General features: G+C 60.4%; 21 protein-coding genes. 13 read left to right on the forward strand and 8 right to left on the reverse strand.

The annotated features are described in order from the left end of the window. Nucleotides 1-66: 66 nt before the first annotated feature. Both F550_RS0113380 and F550_RS0113385 read right to left on the reverse strand, forming a co-directional pair. On the reverse strand, nucleotides 67-1,398 hold the full coding sequence (locus F550_RS0113380) for a cytochrome P450 (protein ID WP_018149081.1): 1,332 nt from the start codon (nucleotides 1,396-1,398) through the stop codon (nucleotides 67-69). A gap of 103 nt (nucleotides 1,399-1,501) precedes the next feature. Next, on the reverse strand, nucleotides 1,502-1,987 hold the full coding sequence (locus F550_RS0113385) for a DUF2244 domain-containing protein (protein ID WP_018149082.1): 486 nt from the start codon (nucleotides 1,985-1,987) through the stop codon (nucleotides 1,502-1,504). Between the two features lie 79 nt (nucleotides 1,988-2,066). Between F550_RS0113385 and nth the strand changes: the two genes are divergently transcribed. Next, nucleotides 2,067-2,789 (forward strand): endonuclease III, encoded by a 723-nt coding sequence (gene nth, locus F550_RS0113390; protein ID WP_018149083.1) that lies wholly within the window; start codon nucleotides 2,067-2,069, stop codon nucleotides 2,787-2,789. 147 nt (nucleotides 2,790-2,936) lie between these two features. Here nth and F550_RS0113395 read toward each other — a convergent pair whose 3' ends face one another. Both F550_RS0113395 and F550_RS0113400 read right to left on the reverse strand, forming a co-directional pair. Then, nucleotides 2,937-3,509, reverse strand: a complete 573-nt coding sequence (locus F550_RS0113395) for an ActR/PrrA/RegA family redox response regulator transcription factor (protein WP_018149084.1) — start codon at nucleotides 3,507-3,509, stop codon at nucleotides 2,937-2,939. Nucleotides 3,510-3,511: 2 nt separating this feature from the next. Next, a complete protein-coding gene (locus F550_RS0113400; RefSeq protein ID WP_156807939.1) occupies nucleotides 3,512-4,909 on the reverse strand; it encodes an ActS/PrrB/RegB family redox-sensitive histidine kinase in 1,398 nt (465 codons plus the stop codon). Nucleotides 4,910-4,998: 89 nt separating this feature from the next. On the opposite strand from F550_RS0113400, the gene F550_RS0113405 reads away from it, so the two are divergent. Both F550_RS0113405 and F550_RS0113410 read left to right on the forward strand, forming a co-directional pair. Further along, complete coding sequence (locus F550_RS0113405; protein ID WP_018149086.1) at nucleotides 4,999-5,643, forward strand: SCO family protein; 645 nt, start codon at nucleotides 4,999-5,001, stop codon at nucleotides 5,641-5,643. 67 nt (nucleotides 5,644-5,710) lie between these two features. Beyond that, nucleotides 5,711-6,943, forward strand: coding sequence for a polyhydroxyalkanoate depolymerase (locus F550_RS0113410; protein ID WP_026180776.1), 1,233 nt, complete (start codon nucleotides 5,711-5,713; stop codon nucleotides 6,941-6,943). Nucleotides 6,944-7,069: 126 nt separating this feature from the next. Here the strand turns inward: F550_RS0113410 and F550_RS0113415 are convergent, their stop codons facing one another. Continuing rightward, on the reverse strand, nucleotides 7,070-8,854 hold the full coding sequence (locus F550_RS0113415) for a long-chain-acyl-CoA synthetase (protein ID WP_040501114.1): 1,785 nt from the start codon (nucleotides 8,852-8,854) through the stop codon (nucleotides 7,070-7,072). Nucleotides 8,855-8,991: 137 nt separating this feature from the next. Here F550_RS0113415 and F550_RS0113420 point away from each other — a divergent pair, with 137 nt between their 5' ends. From F550_RS0113420 to F550_RS0113445, 6 genes are all read left to right on the forward strand, one after another. After that, complete coding sequence (locus F550_RS0113420) at nucleotides 8,992-9,873, forward strand: acyl-CoA thioesterase (protein ID WP_018149089.1); 882 nt, start codon at nucleotides 8,992-8,994, stop codon at nucleotides 9,871-9,873. A 32-nt stretch (nucleotides 9,874-9,905) separates the two neighbouring features. Continuing rightward, nucleotides 9,906-11,786: an ABC-F family ATP-binding cassette domain-containing protein gene (locus F550_RS0113425; protein WP_018149090.1), complete on the forward strand. Its 1,881-nt coding sequence runs from the start codon at nucleotides 9,906-9,908 to the stop codon at nucleotides 11,784-11,786. Nucleotides 11,787-11,957: 171 nt separating this feature from the next. Next, the gene (locus F550_RS0113430; RefSeq protein ID WP_018149091.1) at nucleotides 11,958-12,686 is read left to right on the forward strand and encodes a phosphodiester glycosidase family protein; all 729 of its coding nucleotides are present in this window, start codon (nucleotides 11,958-11,960) and stop codon (nucleotides 12,684-12,686) included. Continuing rightward, on the forward strand, nucleotides 12,683-12,922 hold the full coding sequence (locus tag F550_RS0113435; protein WP_018149092.1) for a DUF2164 family protein: 240 nt from the start codon (nucleotides 12,683-12,685) through the stop codon (nucleotides 12,920-12,922). The genes F550_RS0113430 and F550_RS0113435 overlap by 4 nt, the downstream gene beginning before the upstream one ends. Before the next feature lie 70 nt (nucleotides 12,923-12,992). Then, complete coding sequence (locus F550_RS0113440; RefSeq protein ID WP_018149093.1) at nucleotides 12,993-13,430, forward strand: hypothetical protein; 438 nt, start codon at nucleotides 12,993-12,995, stop codon at nucleotides 13,428-13,430. Next, nucleotides 13,423-13,635, forward strand: a complete 213-nt coding sequence (locus F550_RS0113445; RefSeq protein ID WP_018149094.1) for a helix-turn-helix transcriptional regulator — start codon at nucleotides 13,423-13,425, stop codon at nucleotides 13,633-13,635. Before F550_RS0113440 ends, F550_RS0113445 begins: the two co-directional genes overlap by 8 nt. On the opposite strand, the gene F550_RS0113450 is transcribed toward F550_RS0113445, so the two are convergent. After that, a complete protein-coding gene (locus F550_RS0113450; protein ID WP_018149095.1) occupies nucleotides 13,632-13,844 on the reverse strand; it encodes a hypothetical protein in 213 nt (70 codons plus the stop codon). The two genes, F550_RS0113445 and F550_RS0113450, sit on opposite strands and share 4 nt — an antisense overlap. Before the next feature lie 171 nt (nucleotides 13,845-14,015). On the opposite strand from F550_RS0113450, the gene F550_RS0113455 reads away from it, so the two are divergent. Next, complete coding sequence (locus F550_RS0113455; RefSeq protein ID WP_018149096.1) at nucleotides 14,016-14,360, forward strand: ArsC/Spx/MgsR family protein; 345 nt, start codon at nucleotides 14,016-14,018, stop codon at nucleotides 14,358-14,360. Between the two features lie 13 nt (nucleotides 14,361-14,373). On the opposite strand, the gene F550_RS17900 is transcribed toward F550_RS0113455, so the two are convergent. Continuing rightward, on the reverse strand, nucleotides 14,374-14,766 hold the full coding sequence (locus F550_RS17900) for an MAPEG family protein (protein ID WP_018149097.1): 393 nt from the start codon (nucleotides 14,764-14,766) through the stop codon (nucleotides 14,374-14,376). Between the two features lie 170 nt (nucleotides 14,767-14,936). Between F550_RS17900 and F550_RS19345 the strand changes: the two genes are divergently transcribed. From F550_RS19345 to F550_RS0113475, 3 genes are all read left to right on the forward strand, one after another. Then, complete coding sequence (locus tag F550_RS19345) at nucleotides 14,937-15,710, forward strand: EF-hand domain-containing protein (RefSeq protein WP_026180777.1); 774 nt, start codon at nucleotides 14,937-14,939, stop codon at nucleotides 15,708-15,710. 100 nt (nucleotides 15,711-15,810) lie between these two features. Then, the gene (locus tag F550_RS0113470; protein WP_018149098.1) at nucleotides 15,811-16,359 is read left to right on the forward strand and encodes a pseudouridine synthase; all 549 of its coding nucleotides are present in this window, start codon (nucleotides 15,811-15,813) and stop codon (nucleotides 16,357-16,359) included. Between the two features lie 123 nt (nucleotides 16,360-16,482). Continuing rightward, nucleotides 16,483-16,920: a hypothetical protein gene (locus F550_RS0113475; protein ID WP_018149099.1), complete on the forward strand. Its 438-nt coding sequence runs from the start codon at nucleotides 16,483-16,485 to the stop codon at nucleotides 16,918-16,920. Here the strand turns inward: F550_RS0113475 and F550_RS0113480 are convergent. Continuing rightward, nucleotides 16,917-18,641: an alpha/beta hydrolase gene (locus F550_RS0113480; protein WP_018149100.1), complete on the reverse strand. Its 1,725-nt coding sequence runs from the start codon at nucleotides 18,639-18,641 to the stop codon at nucleotides 16,917-16,919. The two genes, F550_RS0113475 and F550_RS0113480, sit on opposite strands and share 4 nt — an antisense overlap. Between the last annotated feature and the right edge of the window lie 31 nt (nucleotides 18,642-18,672).

Below are 18,672 nucleotides of genomic sequence, written 5' to 3' on the forward strand. Positions count from 1 at the left end.
AACACATGAAAAAGCCCCGCAGGCCTTGAGGCTTGCGGGGCTTATCGTTTCCGGGAGGATGGAAATCTATTTTTTCGGGTGCAGGATAACCGGCATCCAGGTGTAGCCCTTCACAAAGGAATGCGAGGTGCGCTCTGGCTCGTCGAGAACTTCGATATGCTCGAAGCGCTCCATCAGCTCTTCCCAGAGGATGCGAAGCTGAAGTTCAGCCAGACGGTTACCGACGCAGCGGTGAATGCCAAAGCCGAAAGACAGATGATTGCGCGCCTGTTTGCGATCAATGATCAGCTTGTATGGGTCTTCTTCCCAGAACCGTTCGTCACGGTTGCCGGAAACGTACCACATGGCGACCTGTTCGCCCTTCTTGATCGTCTTGCCGCGCAGTTCGACATCTTCGAGCGCGGTGCGGCGCATATAGGCAAGCGGGGTCTGCCAGCGGATCACTTCCGACACCATGTTCGGAATGATCGAGGGATCAGCTTTCAGCTTGTCATACTGTTCTGGCCACTTGTTCAGCGAATAAACCGAAGCGGTCATCGAGTTCCGCGTCGTGTCATTGCCGCCAACGATCAGCAGGATGACGTTCCCGAGGAGTTCCATCGGCGTCATGTTCTTTGTCTTCTCGCCATGGGCGAGCAGGCTGATCAGGTCATTCTTCTGCGGCTGGGCCTGACGTTCCTGATAGAGACCCATAAAGGTCGTCAGGCATTCCATCAGTTCCTGTTTCCACTGATCGAAGCCGCCGGGGCAGATGTCCGGATTGTGCGGGTTCACAGCCACGTCCGACCAGCGGGTCAGTTTGCGGCGCTCTTCGAACGGAAAGTCGAACAGGGTTGCGAGCATCATTGTGGTGAGCTCGATCGAAACGGTATCGACCCAGTCGAAGGGCTCACCGACAGGCAGCGAATCCAGCAGGCCTTGCGTGCGCGAGCGGATCAGCGGCTCAAAATCCTTGAGCATGTTCGGTGCGACAGCCGGCGACACGGTCTTGCGCTGTTCGGAGTGGCGCGGCTCATCCATGGCGATGAACATTGGCAGTTCGAAATCCTCGAAGCCTTCGCCGAGGGTGATGCCGCCATATTCCCAGGAAGAAGAGAAGCGCTTGTGGTCGATATCCACGTCCCGGACATCGTCATAAAGCGTCACCGACCAGTAAGGGCCAGCAAAGCTGTCCGGCGTGTAATGGACCGGGTCATTGTTGCGCATCCAGGTGAAGAAGTCCCAGTGCGCATCACGGCGCCAAAGCTCCGGGTCCAGAATGTCGAATGTCTTCATGTCGACATCTTCAGGCGATGGGATTGGCGCATCGCGGTCGAGATGAAACTCCATGAGTTTCTCGCGGCCGGTTGTCACCGGGCGCTCAAGATTGTGGGCGATTTTTGTCGCTGTATCAGCCATGTGCGTGCCTCCTGCTCTCCCGGTCTTCCGGTAAGAAATCTGTTGCGTCTTCCCTTTTGTACCACAGCGAGGATGAAAAAACTATGACGCCTGCGTCATTTTTTTACGCGTAGCGTTCCGCGCGGGCCTTCGCGATGGCAGAGTTGATAGCGGCATAGAGGGATTTTCGCTCGCCGGGTGTCAGGAAACGGCCGATAACATAGGCCTCCCTGCCATGCGCGAGCTTCAGCTCACTTGGCCGGCGCTCGGGGTAATCGAGGCTGAGACGGGCAAAGCCGGTCGGCATCCGAACCTGCTTCGGGTCGCTGCCGGGGCGTGAATGAGACAGGGAAATCGTCTCCGCCGTAATCTCGATACGGGTGGCCTGTTTGAGGTTCTGGAAGTTCTTGCGGAAGGCGAACCAGATCGCCAGGGCATCAAGGCCGAACCAGCCAAGAACAGGAAATGCGCCCATCGAAAGAAACATGATCCCGCCGACAAAGCTCATCAGGCCGACAAGCGACATGATGACGAGAAAGGCCCGGGGGCTGAGCGCCGTGTTCGGCGTCAGCGTGGCATCGAAATAGACGGTTGCGGGCGTGCCTGCCATGAGCGGAAAATAAGTCTGCAGGCGGTTGAGACAAGTTGGCGCTTGATTGGCGGGGCGCGGCATTTACACCCATCAACCCATGGCAAAGACCCCGACAAAAACGCGCAGGAAGCGCCGATCCCCGACGCTTGGCCCGGAAAAGACCGCCCGGCTCTATGCCGCGCTGGCCGATGACCGCCCGGCACCCGAGACAGAGCTCAACTATCATAATCCCTTCACGCTGGTCGTTGCTGTGGCTCTATCGGCGCAGGCCACCGATGTCGGCGTCAACAGGGCGACGAAGAAGCTGTTCGAGATCGCCGATACGCCGCAGAAGATGCTGGACCTCGGCGAGGAGGGCGTTGCCAGACACATCAAGACGATCGGCCTCTGGCGCAACAAGGCAAAGAACGTGATCGCGCTGTCCCAAATGCTGATCGACGCGTTCGACGGCGAGGTGCCGCAGACGCGTGATGAGCTGACGCAGCTACCGGGGGTCGGGCGCAAGACGGCCAATGTCGTGCTGAACGAAGCATTCGGGCACGAGACCATCGCCGTCGATACGCACATCTTCAGGGTCTCGAACCGCACCGGTCTCGCGCCGGGCAAGACACCCGATGAGGTGGAAGACCAGCTCGAACGCGTCACGCCGCCCGAGTTCAAGAAGGGTGCGCATCACTGGCTGATCCTGCACGGGCGCTACACCTGCGTGGCACGTAAGCCGAAATGCTGGATGTGTTCGATCAACGATATCTGCAAGTTCAAGAACAAGACCCCGGATCCCGCGCGTACGGAAGCCGATCTGGGGCCGAAGGGCGGATAGGCCATCGGGAAGGCACCGCCCGCGCTCGTCCTTCGACTTCGCTCAGGATGAGCGCGTCTAGCCTTGCAGTGCACCGAGTCTGTTGGATGCGACCGCGAAAAAGCTGATCCTGAGCGACGTCGAAGGACGAGCTTCTGGCGTGTCTTTCTAACGCGGCGCGCGTTTGGCGAGGATGCGCTGCAATGTCCGCCGGTGCATGTTCAGACGTCTGGCCGTCTCAGACACATTGTGATTGCAGAGCTCATAGACGCGCTGGATGTGTTCCCAGCGGACGCGGTCTGCCGACATCGGATTTTCCGGTGGCTCTGGGAGGGTGTCGCCCTTGTTGACCAGCGCGCGGATGATATCTTCGACCTCTGCGGGCTTGGCGAGATAGTCGGCGGCGCCTGCTTTGACAGCCGCAACGGCGGTCGCAATGGCGCCGTAGCCGGTCAGGATGACGGCGCGCGCGTCCGGGCGGTACTGATGCAGGGTTTCGACAACATCGAGGCCCGATCCGTCTTCAAGACGAAGATCCAGCACCGCGAAAGCGGGTGGGTTCATCCGGGCGACGTCTTTCGCCTCTGATGTGGTCGAGACAGCCGACACGAGGAAGCCGCGCTGCGTCAGGGCGCGCGCGAGCCGCTGCAAGAAGGGACCGTCATCATCCAGTACAAGACAGGTGCGGTCCTCGACGTCCTTCAGGGCATCATGAAGTTTGACGGTAACGTTATAGTCCATGCTCAAGTCTCCAATGATGAGCTATTTATCTGCATCCGGTCCGATTCCAAGCTTTCTAGTGCCTTTCTTGGCCAGACCGCCTGCACAATTGCCCCATTTCTTGGTGGAGTCCTGTTGCGTGTGGCAATTCGCCCACCGGTCCGCTCGATCAAAGTCTTCGCGATGAAGAAGCCGAGCCCCATGTCGCCGCCGTGCAAATGTGCCTCGCCGCGCTGGGACACATAGGGCTCACCAAGCTTGGGCATGACATCTGGCGCAAAGCCCGGGCCATCATCGCTGACGGTGACCATGAACTGCTTGTCGGTCCAGCTGGCAACGGTCTTCACCTGGCTGTCTGCGAAGCTCACCGCGTTCTCGATGAAGGCGCCGAGCGCGTGAAGCACTTCGGGGCTGCGCCGTATAAGCGGAACACGCGCCTCTCCATTTTCACCGGCAGACCAGGTGACGTTGAGCGCGACGCCGAGGCCCTTGAACGGGGCAGCGGCCTCTTCGACCAGGCTGGATAGCGGCATATTGGCGTGGACGATATCCTGCGCCTCGCGGGACCGGCTGAGCTGGCCGAGGATGTCACGGCAGCGATCGGCCTGTTCCGCGATCAGGCGGATATCGTCGAAATAGGGATTGGTCTCTTCGAAGTCTCTTGCGAGTTCCTTGGCGACGAGATGGATCGTGGCGAGCGGGGTGCCGAGCTCGTGCGCGGTCATAGCGGACATGGCGCCCAGCGCAGAAAGCTTCTGCTCACGCGCCATGACGACGGAAGCCGCATCCATGGCGCGCACGAGGCGGGCCTCATCCTCGCTGAGGCGTACCGACGAAATGGCAAAGAAGAGAATACCAAGCAAGAAGGCGGCGAAATGGCCCCACTCGAAAAGGGGTGGCAGGTCGAGGCTATCGCCTGGTCGCCATGGTAGATCAAAGGCAAGCACCGGCATGAGGGCCGCGAGCGCGATGGCGACCATGGCGATAATCGCGGAATAGCGTGGCCGCAAACTGGTCGCGGCGACGGTGACGGGCGCCAGAAGAAAAAGGAGAAACGGGTTGGACAACCCGCCTGTCAGGCCAATCAGCAAGGCAAGCTGGACCGTGTCGAATGTGAGCTGAAGCGCCGCTTCCCAGCCTTTGAGGAGGACCTGGTCGCGCATGGCGAAGGAAAGAAAGACATTGAGCCAGGCTGACGCCGCAATAACTGTCAGGCAGAGCGCGAGCGGCAGATCAAAGCCAAGGCCAAACTGTACGAAGAGAACGGCCGCTGTCTGGCCCGCCACGGCAAGCCAGCGCAGGGTGACGAGAGTGCGCAGCCGGGCACGGCCGCGGGCGGCATCGACCCCGGCAAGACCAGTCGGCAGCAGGCTGTAGAGCGCCTGTTCGATGCCTTCGCGAGAGGCGTGTGTATCGTCCATCTTGTTCTCCGCACCGTTTCTGGCGTGCGACATCGTTGCGATGTACCAGTGTCTTGATACATCTGACTGCTCACAGCATACGTAGTCGCATGCGCATTAGATCGACAATTGTCTTTGCAAGTTTCCTTCTCGCCGCCTGCGGCAGTGCAAGCGACGAGACCCAGACCGCCCAAACAGCCCAGACTGGCGAAAAGGTCAGTGCCGGCGGCCCCGTCGCCGGCTGTACCTCCCGCGCCTATGACGAGATTGGTGGCCCGTTCGAGCTGACCATGCACACGGGTGAGCGGGTGACAGAGCAGGACTTCATGGGCAAGCCAACGCTTGTCTATTTCGGTTTTACCTATTGCCCGGACATCTGCCCCGGCACGCTGGTCGCGATCAATAATGCTTATGAGCGACTGCCCGAAGGCATGGAGCACCCGCAGACATTGCTGATCAGTGTCGATCCAGAGCGCGACACGCCGGAGGCGCTTGCCGACTATGTCTCAAGCAATGCCTTTCCTGACGGGCTGGTCGGCCTGACGGGCACACCTGAAGAGATTGAGGCGGTCGCAAATGAATTCAGCGCAGCTTTCAACCGGGTCGAAACCCCCGAAAGCGTTGCCGACTACACGATGGATCATACCTCGCTAATCTATGTGATGGGCCCGGACTGGAAGCTGAAGACCTTCTTCTCCGAGACGATCAGCAACCCCGATGACATGGCATCCTGCCTGGCGACGATAATCGGCTAGGAACTGATCAATTGCATTCACCGGACGGGGGGCCTATGTTGCGCTGCAACATGAGGAAGGTGATTTTGTGCTTTATTCCCTGGTAGAGATGAACCGCGCGGCCATGGCGCCGATGCGGCTGCAGGCCAAGGCGGCCGCAGCATTCTGGACGTCCTCGATCAATCCGGCCCGCGACAGTCAGATGGGGCGCTCCATCGCCGCCGCGGCCAGTGTCTTTGAGCGGGCGACCCGCTATTATGGCAAGCCTGAATGGCAGATCCCGTCGACGGAAATCGAAGGGAAAACGCACATGGTCACGCCGGTAACGGCCTGGTCCTCGCCCTGGTGCCAGCTGGTGCATTTCGAAACGGCAGGCGCGCCTGAAAATCGCCCGGATATCATTATCGTGGCGCCGCTGTCGGGCCACTATGCGACGCTCCTGCGTGGCACGGTCGAAGCTTTCCTGCCGACGCACAATGTCTACATCACCGACTGGACCGATGCGCGCATGGCGCCGGTCTGGTTTGGCCGGTTCGATCTCGATGATTATATCGATCATATCCGTGACATGCTGGGCTTCCTTGGCGCAGGCGCGCATGTCCTTGCTGTCTGCCAGCCCGGCCCGCCCGTGCTTGCTGCGATCTCGATGATGGCAGAGGACGGGGCTGAGGCGATGCCGGCCACGATGACCTTCATGGGGTCCCCCATCGATGCGCGGCGCTCGCCGACCGTTCCGAATGTTCTGGCCGAAGAGCGCAGCCTCGACTGGTTCCGATCCAAGATGATCCACACCGTCCCGCTGCCATGGGCAGGGGCTGGCCGCCGGGTCTATCCGGGTTTTGTGCAGCTCAGTTCGTTCATGCACATGAACTGGGACCGGCACGTCGATGCGCATAACCGCTTCTTCGCGCATCTGGTCGAAGGCGACGAAGACAGCGCCGACAGGCACGAGACATTCTATGACGAATACCTCTCGGTGCTGGACCTCACCGAGGAATTTTACATCCAGACGATCGAACGGGTTTTCCAGAAGGCGCTGCTGGCCAAGGGCGAGTATCGCTACCGCGATGAGCGCCGCGTGCGCCCGGAAGCGATCAGCTCGGTTGGCCTGATGACGGTTGAGGGCGAGCTCGATGATATTTCGGGCATTGGCCAGACGCAGGCGGCCCATGACCTCTGCACCAACATCCCGGACAAGCTGAAAGAAGACTACGTCCAGCCGGGCGTCGGCCATTACGGCGTCTTCAACGGCTCAAAATTCCGCAACCAGATCGTGCCACGGGTCATCAAGTTTCAGGCGCACGTCGCGAAGGCGGGCTAGAGCCGAGTTTCGACGGTTCATCCTTCGACTTCGCTCAGGATGAGGGTTCGCTTGAAAGCATCGCTCCAAAAGACCTCACCCTGAGCGAAGTCGAGGGGGGGTGAGCCCGGGCGCGCAAACGCGGAGCTAGAACTTCACGCCGCCTGCCGCGATCTTCTTGTAGGTTTCTGGCGTGACCAGCTCATACTTTCCTGTTTCAGGGTCGGCATACCAGACTTTCTCGCCGGTCGTTTCCGGGTCGAAGCCGGCCTTCACGAGATCGCTTTTGCGGTACTTGAACGTGCTGGTCGTGGTCGCTTCCTGTTGTTCGCGAATGAACACAGGCACGGCGTATTTCGGCAGGCGGGAGGAGAGCTGGTCGAGCACATCCTTGTAGTCGAGATAGCCGCTCGTTGTGATGGAGGCCATGCCTGCCTTGCCATCGGTGCCCGGGATCGGAACGCCGTAGACATTGGCCGTCTCGACACCTGGCACCCCGGCCAGCGCGTCGGCGACCTCATTGGTCGAGACGTTCTCGCCTTTCCAGCGATAGGTATCGCCCAGCCGGTCGACAAAATAGATGTAGCCATGGTCGCCCTGGCGCATCAGGTCGCCCGTGCGGAACCAGGCATCGCCCTCTTCGAACACATCGCGCAGGATCTTGGCGTCAGACGCTCGCTTGTCGTGATAGCCCTCAAACCGGGTCGTTATGTCATTGCCGATACGCCCAAGGGCCTCGCCTGTTTCTCCGCGACCCGTGCGCAGGCAGCGGCCTTCATCATCGCGCAGCGGCGTTTCGGTTTCCGGGTCGACCTTCACGAAGGCGATATGGTCGAAATACTTTGCGGCATAAGGCGGGATGCGTCCACAGGCCCCCGTCTCGCCGTCGAAATTCATCAGCTTCACATTGCCTTCGGTCGAGCCATAGAACTCGATCATCGTGTCGATGTTGAACCGCGACTTGAACTTGTCCCAGATTTCCGGGCGAAGGCCATTGCCGAACCCCTTGCGGACCTTGTGCTTGCGCTCCTTGGCATGTGCAGGCTGGTTCAGCAGGTAGCGACAGAGCTCTCCGATATAGACGATGGTGGTTACGCGGAAGTCGGCACAATCATTCCAGAAGCGGCTGGCCGAGAATTTCTCGCGCAGCAGGACCGAGGCGCCTGTATAGAGCGCGATGCCGACAGCGCAGAGGCCGCCCGTGCCGTGATAGAGCGGCAGGGTAATATAGACCCGGTCCTTTTCGCCCATATTCAGCGGGGAGATGAAGCTGCGCATCATGTTGCGCACGCGCGCAATCGACATCTTAGCGGCCTTGGGCAGGCCTGTCGTGCCGGAGGTGTAGAAGTAAAAGCCGATATCGGCATTGGTAAGGTGTGCGCGGTGGCTGCGATCAGGGCGCCCGCACGACTGGCCAGCCAGTTCAGGACCGAGCGGCGTGCCGACCTCGCCGCCAAGCGTCCAGACCGGCTGGCGGATTTGCACCATCTCCAGCGACCGCATCGCAGCGTCCTGCTGGGCGCCGGTAATGATCAGCCTTGGCTCAACCGTTTTCAGCGAGTGGACCAGCGCGTCACCGGTCAGATTGGCGTTCACCAGCGCTGTCACGGCCCCAATCTTCGAAAGCCCATACCAGATCGCGACATAGTCCGGCCGGTTCTCCATGAAGAGTGCGACCGTGTCGCCTGGCTTCAATCCCTGCCCAAGGGCCCAATGGGCGACCCGGTTGGCCTGCTCGTCCAGTTCACCATAGCTGGTCGTGCGCCCTTCAAAGATGAAAGCGAGATTTTCGCGATAGGAATCGACAGCCGCTTCAAGGTCATCTGCCAGAAGGTCGGTCGATTCATTCGTAATAGGGTCCAGCCATTTCTTCGCCCGCAACAGGATGCGCACGGTTTTGGCTTCACGCCGAATAGATTTGATCAGTTCCATCACCATCAAGGCCCTTGCCTCTGGCGCGTCAGGGTGCAGTCTTTGTTTGCTGCTTATGGCCCGCGCGCCTGTTTTCAGTCACCAGTGACAGTGATAGACGCGGCTTGGTTAAGGCCTGATGGGAAAGAAGATCGAATATGACGGATGCTGTTTCCGGTTTGTTAGACCTCCTCGATGTCGAGCGACTGGAGGTGGACCTTTTCAGGGGCTTTACGCCCGACGATGAAGCCGACCGGCCGCGCGTCTATGGCGGACAGGTCATCGCGCAGGCGCTGGCCTCGGCCTATCGCACGGTTGGCGATGATCGCCACTGTCATTCCCTGCACGCCTATTTTATCAGGCCCGGCGATCCGAAAATTCCGATCGTCTATGAAGTCGACCGCTCGCGTGATGGCGGCAGCTTCACGACCCGCCGTGTCGTCGCGATCCAGCACGGCCAGCAGATCCTCAACATGACTGCGTCCTTCCACGTCCATGAAGATGGCTGGGATCACCAGCACGATATGCCGGACGTCAAACAGCCTGATGAGCTGATGTCCCGCCAGCAGCTTGCCGAACAGTTCAAGGACAAGATTTCAGATGACCAGCTGAAGCACTGGATGCGTCCCCAGCCCTTCGAGATGAAGGAAATCAGCGGTCTCAACCCGTTCAATCCAAAGCCGAAATCGGATGTGAACCATGTCTGGTTCCGCACCGACGGCAAGGTCGACGCCTCTCCGGCCATGCATCACTGCCTTGTCGCCTGGGCAAGTGACATGAACCTTCTCGGCTCCAGCTTGCGCCCCCACGGCCTGCACTGGATCAACAAGGACCTGATGACCGCCAGCCTCGATCACGCCATCTGGTTTCACGCCCCTGTGCGCGCCGATGAGTGGCTGCTCTATGCGATGGACAGTCCGAAAGCCGGCAATGGCCGCAGCTTCAACCGCGGCAATATCTTTACCCAGGACGGCCAGCTTGTTGCCTCAACTGTGCAGGAAGGCCTGATGCGCAAGCTTAAACCGCGCAAGAAGGATTGATGCGGCGCGCCTGACGCCCTAGCAGCGGGCGAATGCTGACGATTGACAATCTTACTTACCGAATTCAGGGCCGCACGCTTCTCGAGGACGCGTCGGCGACGCTGGCGGCTGGCTGGAAAGTTGGCCTCATCGGCCGCAACGGGACGGGCAAGTCCACGCTGCTGCGTCTGATCCGCGAGTCCGGCGATGAGTTCGACAGCGCCATCCGGATTGGCAAGGCCGCGCGCCTCGGCTGGGTCGCGCAGGAGGTCGAAGCCTCCGACCGCACCATCCTGTCCGAAACGCTGAGCGCGCATACCGAACTTGCGCAGCTCATGCATGACTCAGAGACGGTCACTGATCCACAGGAGCTTGCGAACGTCTATGAGCGGCTGACGGCCATCGATGGCTGGTCAGGCGAGGCACGTGCCGCCTCTATCCTTACAGGGCTTGGCTTCACGCAATCAGATCTGACGCGCGCCTGCCGGGAGTTTTCCGGCGGCTGGCGGATGCGCGCCGCGCTCGCTGGCGTTCTCTTTGCTGAGCCAGACCTCCTCCTGCTCGATGAGCCGACCAACTATCTCGACCTCGAGGGCGCGGCCTGGCTTGAGAGCTATCTCAAACAGTATCCGCACACCGTCCTTCTGGTCAGCCATGACCGCGAGCTTCTGAACAATGCCGTGACGCATACGCTGGCGCTCGAGAGCCAAAAGCTCACCGTGCACCCCGGCAATTACGATAGCTGGCAGAAAAAGCGCGCTGAACAGCTGTCCCAGCTCGAAGCCCAGAAGGCCAAGCAGGACAAGGACCGCGCCCACCTTCAAAGCTTCGTCGACCGGTTCCGTGCCAAGGCCTCAAAGGCGACGCAGGCCCAGTCCCGCATCAAGATGCTGGAGAAGATGCAGGAAGTCGTCATCCCGCTGTCAGAGCGCACGCACCCTTTCGAATTTCCTGCGCCCGACCAGCTCGCCTCGCCGCTCTTTGTTCTGGATGAGGCTGACCTTGGCTATGCCGAGGACAATCCGGTCCTGCGCGGTGTGCATCTGCGCGTCGACAATGATGACCGGATCGCCATTGTCGGGGCGAACGGGCAGGGCAAGTCGACGCTGGTAAAGTCTATCGCGGGCCGTCTCGGCCTGATCGATGGCAACCGGGTTGCCGCGCCCAAGGTCGAAGTCGGCTATTTCAGCCAAGACCAGCTCGATGAGCTGAGCATCGGCGACACCGCGCTCGACCATGTCCGGCGCCTGCGCCCCACGGCGACCGATGGACAGGTTCGGTCTATCGTCGCCAATATCGGCTTCAACCGGGACAAGGCTGAAACCAAGGTCGAAAAGCTTTCGGGTGGTGAAAAAGTCCGCCTCCTGCTTGGCCTGATGGCGCTGAAGTCGCCGCACATCATGATCCTGGACGAACCGACCAGCCACCTCGACATCGACAGCCGCGAAGCGCTCATTCATGCGCTGAATGACTATGAAGGGGCCGTCCTTCTCATCACGCACGATGTCTATCTCGCCGAAGCAACGGCTGACCGGCTCTGGCTGGTCAATGAGGGGCGTGCCGCCCCTTATGATGGCGATCTTTCCGACTATCGCGCGCTTGTGCTGCAGGCTGATCGCTCGACCGACAAGCAGGCGTCTAAGCAGGCTGAACCGGCAGCACCCGCGGCCCCCAAAAAGTCCGACAGCGAGATACGCCGCGCGACCGCTGACATCCGCAAGCGCATCTCGGCGGCTGAGCGAGAGCTCGACAAGATCCGCAAGGAGCTTGCGGCCGCCGACGCCAAGCTTGCCGATGCCAGTCTCTATGACACTGACCCGCAGAAGGCGATTGAGTTGGGCAAGACGCGCGATCGGCTGACAAGGGCGCTCGAAAAGGCCGAAGAGGGCTGGCTTGAGGCGAGCGAAGCCTATGAGGTCGCTGCCAGCGCCTGAAGGTCATAATTCGGCCACGCCGTGCAGGCCTGTTCTGAACTTGGAGTCTTTTCTCATCGGGCGATGCTCCGTACCCTGTTTCATCATGGCGGTCAGACCCGTCTCAATGCCGCCAGAAGGGCCCAGACATTGCGCAGATTAGCAAAAGCGCCGGCTGCATTATGCGCGTCATTGTTCGTGGCGTTCGCTGCGCCCGGCTGCGATGTCGCCTTGCCCGAAGCAAGCGGTGACTATTGCCGCTCCATCACCTTCCGGTCCCTGCCTTATACGGTTTGCAGCTTCCGCGCCGACCGCGACGATATCCGCCTTTTCTATGCCAATGAGGAAGGCGCCCAGTACCTTCAGTTCGATACGCTTGTCGCGGATCTCGAAGCGCGCGGCGAGACGCTGGTCTTTGCCATGAATGGTGGCATGTATCATGAGGATCGCCAGCCCGTCGGGTATCTGCGCGCCGAGGATGGAGACCGCGCCAGCGTGAACACGAATGAAGGTCCGGGCAATTTCCACATGAAGCCGAACGGCGTCTTCTGGCTGGATGGTGCACGGGCAGGCATCTCCGTGTCCGAGGCCTATCTTGAAGACGGGCGCGAGCCTGATTTCGCCACCCAGTCGGGGCCTATGCTGGTGATTGATGGCGAGATCCATCCGACCATCAATCCGGACGGGACCTCGCGCAAGCGCCGCAACGGTGTCGGCGTCAGCGAAGACGGTCGCACGGTCTATTTCGCGATTTCAGATACGCTGGTGACATTCCACGATTTCGCCAGCCTCTTCCGCGACCGGCTGGAAACACCTGACGCGCTATTCCTCGATGGGCAGGTGTCGCGCATCTACGCGCCCGCCATGGGACGCGATGAGCAGGGCATGGATATGGGGCCTATTGTCGGCGTGGTGGAATGAAGACGATCACGCTGTCAAATGAGCGCCGCGCCGCGCTGATTGCCGAACTTCAGAGCCTGTTCTCAACCCAGTTCGATGAAACGCTGAGCGACTTTCGCGCCGGTGAGGTTCTCGATGCCATGCTGAAGACCCTCGCCCCAACCGTCTATAATCAGGCGGTGGAGGATGTCAGGGCGCATTTCCAGGGCAAGCTCGACGATCTCTCAGGCGAGGTTTACGTCCAGCCAGAAAAATAAATATGTAACGTTGACGTTACATATCGAGACTGTCATATGTCACCTTCGCGTTACATCAGTGGAGAGTGAGATGGAAGACGAAGTCGATAAATATTCGAAAAAACGGCGCCGTCTTCTGGTCGCAATGGCCTGTGCTTTCATTGTCTGGCAGCTGTTTGGCTTCGGGATCTTCGATGATTTTGCAGGCGGCGACAGACGCTATACTGGCCTCATTTCCATCCTGGCCTTCGCCGTCTGGATATTTGCGCTGGCGCGCCTTTTGTGGGGCAAGGGAATTCGCGGGGCCTCACCCGGCGCGCAGCTCGCCCTCAATGACGAATTGGTCAAAGCCAACAGGGGCAGGGCGTTCACCTTCGGCTATGGCGCGACGCTTGTCGCGGCCGGCATCGTCTTCGCCGTCTCACTGTTCTTTGAGATCCATGCGACTGAGGCGGCCCAGCTTATCCTGGTGACAGGGGTTGTCGCGCCCATGTTCGCATTTGCGCGCCTGGAGGGTCAGGGTGCCTGACCATCCCGATCTTGTCTCATTCCTGAAGGATTACAGGACATCTGCCGGTCTGACGCAGGCAGAACTGGCCGCCCGTGTCTCGGTCAGCCGCAAGACCATCAATACAATTGAAAACGGTGTTTTCGCCCCGACAGCCGTTCTCGCCCTTCGACTGGCGAGAGCGCTCGACTGCCGGGTCGAGGATCTTTTCAGCTTGCGCGACTAGTAGTCGTTGTCGTCGCCATCCAGCGCTTCTTCGGTTCCGCGGGCGATGTCGCTCGCCGCTTCGCTAGTTTCGTCAGCCGCTGCACCAAGGAGGGCGTCCATGCGCTCACCAGCACCTTCGAAAGAGCCTTCGGCAATGCGGAAGTAGAGAAGGATAATCAGGAAAATAGCGGCGATCAGGACGATGAGTCCGGAAAGAAATCTGCCCATAGTGTAGCCCTCGCGAGTTGGATTGCCCACAGCCACCCGCTGTCGGCTTCATTCCACACCCTAACCCTTTATTAACGTTATAGTTCCGGCGCGCAAGCTTGGACTTTGACACGCCCGGTACACTTTCGCTTCAATACTTATGAAAAGTTCCGTTTTTGAAAGGACCGATCCATGGCAAACCTCACCCTCTATGGCCTGAAGAATTGCGATACCTGCAAGAAGGCGATGAGCGCACTCGACGCCGATGGCCACGATATCACCATGGTCGACATCCGCGCGGACGCCAACCTTGAGCAGAAAGTGCCGATGTGGCTCGAGGCGGTCGGGCCGGACCAGCTGGTCAACAAACGGTCGACCACCTGGCGCGGTCTCTCGACCGAGGAAAAATCAGAGGTCGAACAGGGCAAGGCGAAAGACCTGCTCGTCGCCAATCCGACGCTGATCAAGCGCCCGGTAATAGAGACAGGTGCAGACGTCTATGTTGGCTGGACCAAAGATGTTCAGGCTGTCTTCTAGCGGTCTGCCTGCGTCAGGTCAGCGCGAACCAGAGGCAGCTTCCACCGGTTGCCAGCATGACGAGCAGCGTCAGGAGCGTGCCCCACATCCGGCCCGGGCTGCCGCCGCTTGAATTGCTGAGCCCGACCGCGTGCAGGATGCGGCCGAGCAGGAAGGCTGCGCCAAGCACGTGGATCAGCCAGACTGGGGCGGCAAGTGCGCCTAGACCAAGAAGACCGATAAGCGTGACCGGCACATCTTCGACCGCATTGCCTTGCGCCCGTTGTGCGCGCTGCAGCCGCTCATTTGCGCCGTCGCCGAACATGACTTTTTCGGATGACCTGACGCGGCCGACAAGGCCCTTCAGGACGATGAAAAGAATAATGAACAGGCCAGTGTAAAGAACTGACGTTTGAATAGGCGTCATCTGTTTGCCTCCCTCGAAGCAGGTTTTCGCCTATCTCCGGCCTGAGAGCCCGCAAGGTCAAGAAAATTAACGGTTGGAAGCGGGTAATTCGCCTTTGGAGCGCAATTGTTTGGGAACGAGAGGCCCCGAGGCTTCGTTGAGTCCCCGTAATCATTCGAAGGAGATAAACGATGAAGAAGCTTCTAACAGCTCTCGCAACAACCACGATCCTCGCCAGTGCGCCGGCTTTTGCCGACAATCACATGGAAACGGACCATAGCGCCGACGCCGAAGCCGAGATGGAAACCTCGGCAGAGATGGACATGGATGTCGAAGAAACCGACACGTCCACAAGCCCGACGCCGCCAAAGACGGACGTACAGGCCGACGCCGAAGCCGACATGAACACGGACGTCCAGGTCGATACGACACCTGCGCCAACGCCGGTTCCAGGCACGACCACCACCACGACAACGACCGGTGATATGGGTGTGGAAACGGACACCATGGACGCCGATACGGCGACGATGGAAAACGATGCCATGAGCGATGAGATGGAAACGACCACCACCGCACCGGCCGCGACGACGACGACCACAACCGCGCCGGCAACAACGTCGACCACCACGCCAGAGACGACGACAACGACAACGCCGGCAACTACCACCACGATGGATACGGAAACCGACGAAATGTCGGGTGACCTGTCCGATGAGGAAGTCGAAACCGAAGACTTCGTGCGTGAAACCACTGCCGCCACGCCAAGCAACAAGCTGAACACGTCGATGGCGGTCCAGCTCTTCCTGTCGATGGACACGGACGGCTCCGGTAACGTTTCGCAAGCCGAGTGGAACAACTGGCAGAACACGTCGAGCAACAGCGATGGCCTGTTTGCCAAGTACGACGCCGATAGCGATGGCGACATCGAGCTTAGCGAGTACATGCGCACCTACGACGCTTCGTAAGCTGATCTGACTTGAACGATAGAAAGCCCGCCGCAATGGCGGGCTTTTTTTATGCGGGTCCTCATTGCGCCCGCGGCCCGGCCCGGGCGATAGGGAAACCATGCTGATTGCCTTCAACAAGCCCTATGGCGTGCTCTCGCAATTTACCGACAAGGGAAACGCGGGCAGCGGACGCCAGACCCTCTCGGACTTCATCGACATGCCGCGCGTCTATCCCGCAGGCCGCCTCGACCGCGACAGCGAAGGCCTGTTGCTCCTGACCGATGACGGCCGTCTGCAGGCGCGGATCGCCGACCCCAGGCACAAGATGGAAAAGACCTATTGGGCGCAGGTTGAGGGCGTGCCGGATGATGCCTCCCTGGCGGTCTTCCGGTCAGGTCTCGACCTCAAGGATGGCCGAACCCGGCCTGCCACGATCCGCCGGCTCGATGACCCGCCTGCCGTCTGGGAGCGGGATCCGCCCATTCGCTACCGGAAGTCCGTGCCGGATAGCTGGCTGGAGATCGGCCTTCGAGAGGGCAAGAACCGCCAGGTCCGGCGCATGACGGCCGCCATCGGTCATCCAACACTGCGGCTCATCCGCCACGGGGTCGGACGCTGGACGCTGGATGGCCTCGCTCCCGGCACCTGGCAGGAAGTCTCCGTTTAGCCCCGGCAAGGAGGGTCCTGGCACTCTCAGGATCTGCGATATTTCACGTCATAACCCGGCAGGGTGATGCGCGGTGGAATCCGGCCTGATCTACTGTAGCGACAGCAGTTCAGGGAGGGCTTCGTGCTCAAGTATTTCATTATCGTTCCACTCGCCGGTCTCGCGACGACGGCATGCTCCACCACCACGTCGCTCGGCGGGTCGCAGCAGCTGACGCCGCTTCTCGTCGCCAACCAGCCCAGCGATTCCAGTATGACCTGCGATGAGATAAGCACCGAGATCGCGGACATGGAGCTGCTCATGCTGCAGTCCAATCAGAATGCCCGCAACGCCGAAACCTCCGGTGCCACGGCGAACGCCGCAGCAGGCATGGCCACCAATGCCGCCCTTTACAGCGGCGCGCTCGGGCGGGTCCCGGGCCTTGGATTTGCGGCCAATGCAGCAGGCAGCATGGCACAGCAAAACGCGCAGGCCGAAGCAGAGCGCCAGGCCGAGAATGCCCGTACCGCAGAACTTCGCCGATCAGCGCTGACGGGGATCTATGCCGGCAAGGGCTGCTAGGCGGTTTCTGCCTCGACCGGGACTGACGCGTTGCCAATGACGTCCAATATGAAATTGGCGACGCGTTCGGGCCTTTGATAAAGCATGATGGCGCCGGCGCCGGGTTCGGTTTCGAACCGGGCGCCGCGCAGCCCAGACACGAATGTCCGCACCGCGTCCGGATCAAGGATGGAGCATTCCTCCGGCTGTAGCCAGAATTGCGGGCAGGTGGCCGCCAATGCGTCTGCGGTCCAGTCAGAATGCTTTGACGCCTCGTCCAGGAAGAACGGAATGCCGTCCTGCTCGCAGGCGTGGAATGTGCCCTGGGCATGTAACTCCATGACGCCCGGCATCTTGAGGGCACGCATGTCCCAGTCAGACTTGGTGTACCGGTCGACAAGGAATTCGCGGATGCCCTTTTTGCGGAAACTGCGAATAGCCAGCAGCTTGGTCATCTTCAGGATCGCCGGGGCATGGCGAGTGGCCATCGCGGCAAACCGCACCCGCCTGTCCATGCTGGCATAATGGGTCTCGTTCAGCGGGATGCCGCCATTGATCAGGATCAGCGATTTTGCGCGCGGCCCCAGCGCATTGGCGATCCGGAAGGCGTGGCTGGTGCCCAGCTGATGGCCGACGACATGAACCTCGCCCGCATCTTCGGCCTCCAGCACAGCTAGCGCATCTTCAATGGCTGCGCTCTCAAATCCTGCCTCCGTCTTCGGCGGAGAGGTATAGCCATAGCCCGGCCGGGAGGGCGCCAGAAGGCTGACATCTGCCGCCTCCAGCCGGGCAAGAAACGCCGGCGCAAAGAAGGGGCCCTGTATAAGCGCATGCGAAAAGAGGACCGTCGCGCGGCTGCCGGGGTGGCCATGCCTGTAATAGGAAAGCTTGCGCCCCTCGCGCATGATCTGGTGCAGATTGGCGACCGGTGTCGTCCAGTGAGAGAGGCTCGGCGCGCCGCTGTCCGGCATCTTGCGCAAGAGGTAGGCAATGCTCGCCGCCAGCCGGGCCACGTCGGTCATGCGTACGCAGCCGGTTTTCCTGAGGATGGATTTGGCCTGCGCTTTCACCGTTTCGGGCGAGCGTCCCCGGTCGGTCGCAATCTCGCGCGGCTTCCTGTTCTCCAGATGCCCCTGCAGGACTTCTGTCTCGGACTCGGTAAGGCCAAGCGCCCGGCCAAGCCGTGTGATCAGCCCGTCCGACCAGTGGACGAAAGACAGGGAGATCCGCGCCTCGCTGTCTTCACCTGCGGGCGGCTGGACCAACGCCAGACAGGGCTTTGGTTCGTCGGCCTCCACCGTCGCGAGTATGATCCGCTCATCGGACCCCGGCGCAGACAGGCATTCGGAAATTTGCGCCAGCGCCTCACGGTCCAGCGGCAGATCATCCAGCGCCAGCGGCAGGCTGCAGCCAAGCAGCGCGATGGCCGCGGCATTCCCATGAACCCGGTCGCTGCCAGGCATGATTGTCAGGACACTGTGATAATGCGCATCGGTCTCGGCGTCCTGGCGCTCGGCGCGAAGGGCGACATCGAAAATCCGCTCCAGCCGCCGCGTATGGTCGTCCAATACGTCCGACTGAAAGGTGACGACATCATCGGGGACTTTCCCTGTTTCAGGGTCGGCGCAGAAGAAATCATGCGCGGCATCCAGAAAGGATTCAAAGCCGGTGCTCTCGAGCGGCACCTCATAGGCGCGTCCCAGCAGCTCGAAGTATCGCGCTTGCGATGTCGTGTCAGCCATTTGTCCCCACAAGTCAGGCCTCTTACTCATG

The organism is Henriciella marina DSM 19595, from assembly GCF_000376805.1.
Lineage (GTDB): Bacteria > Pseudomonadota > Alphaproteobacteria > Caulobacterales > Hyphomonadaceae > Henriciella > Henriciella marina.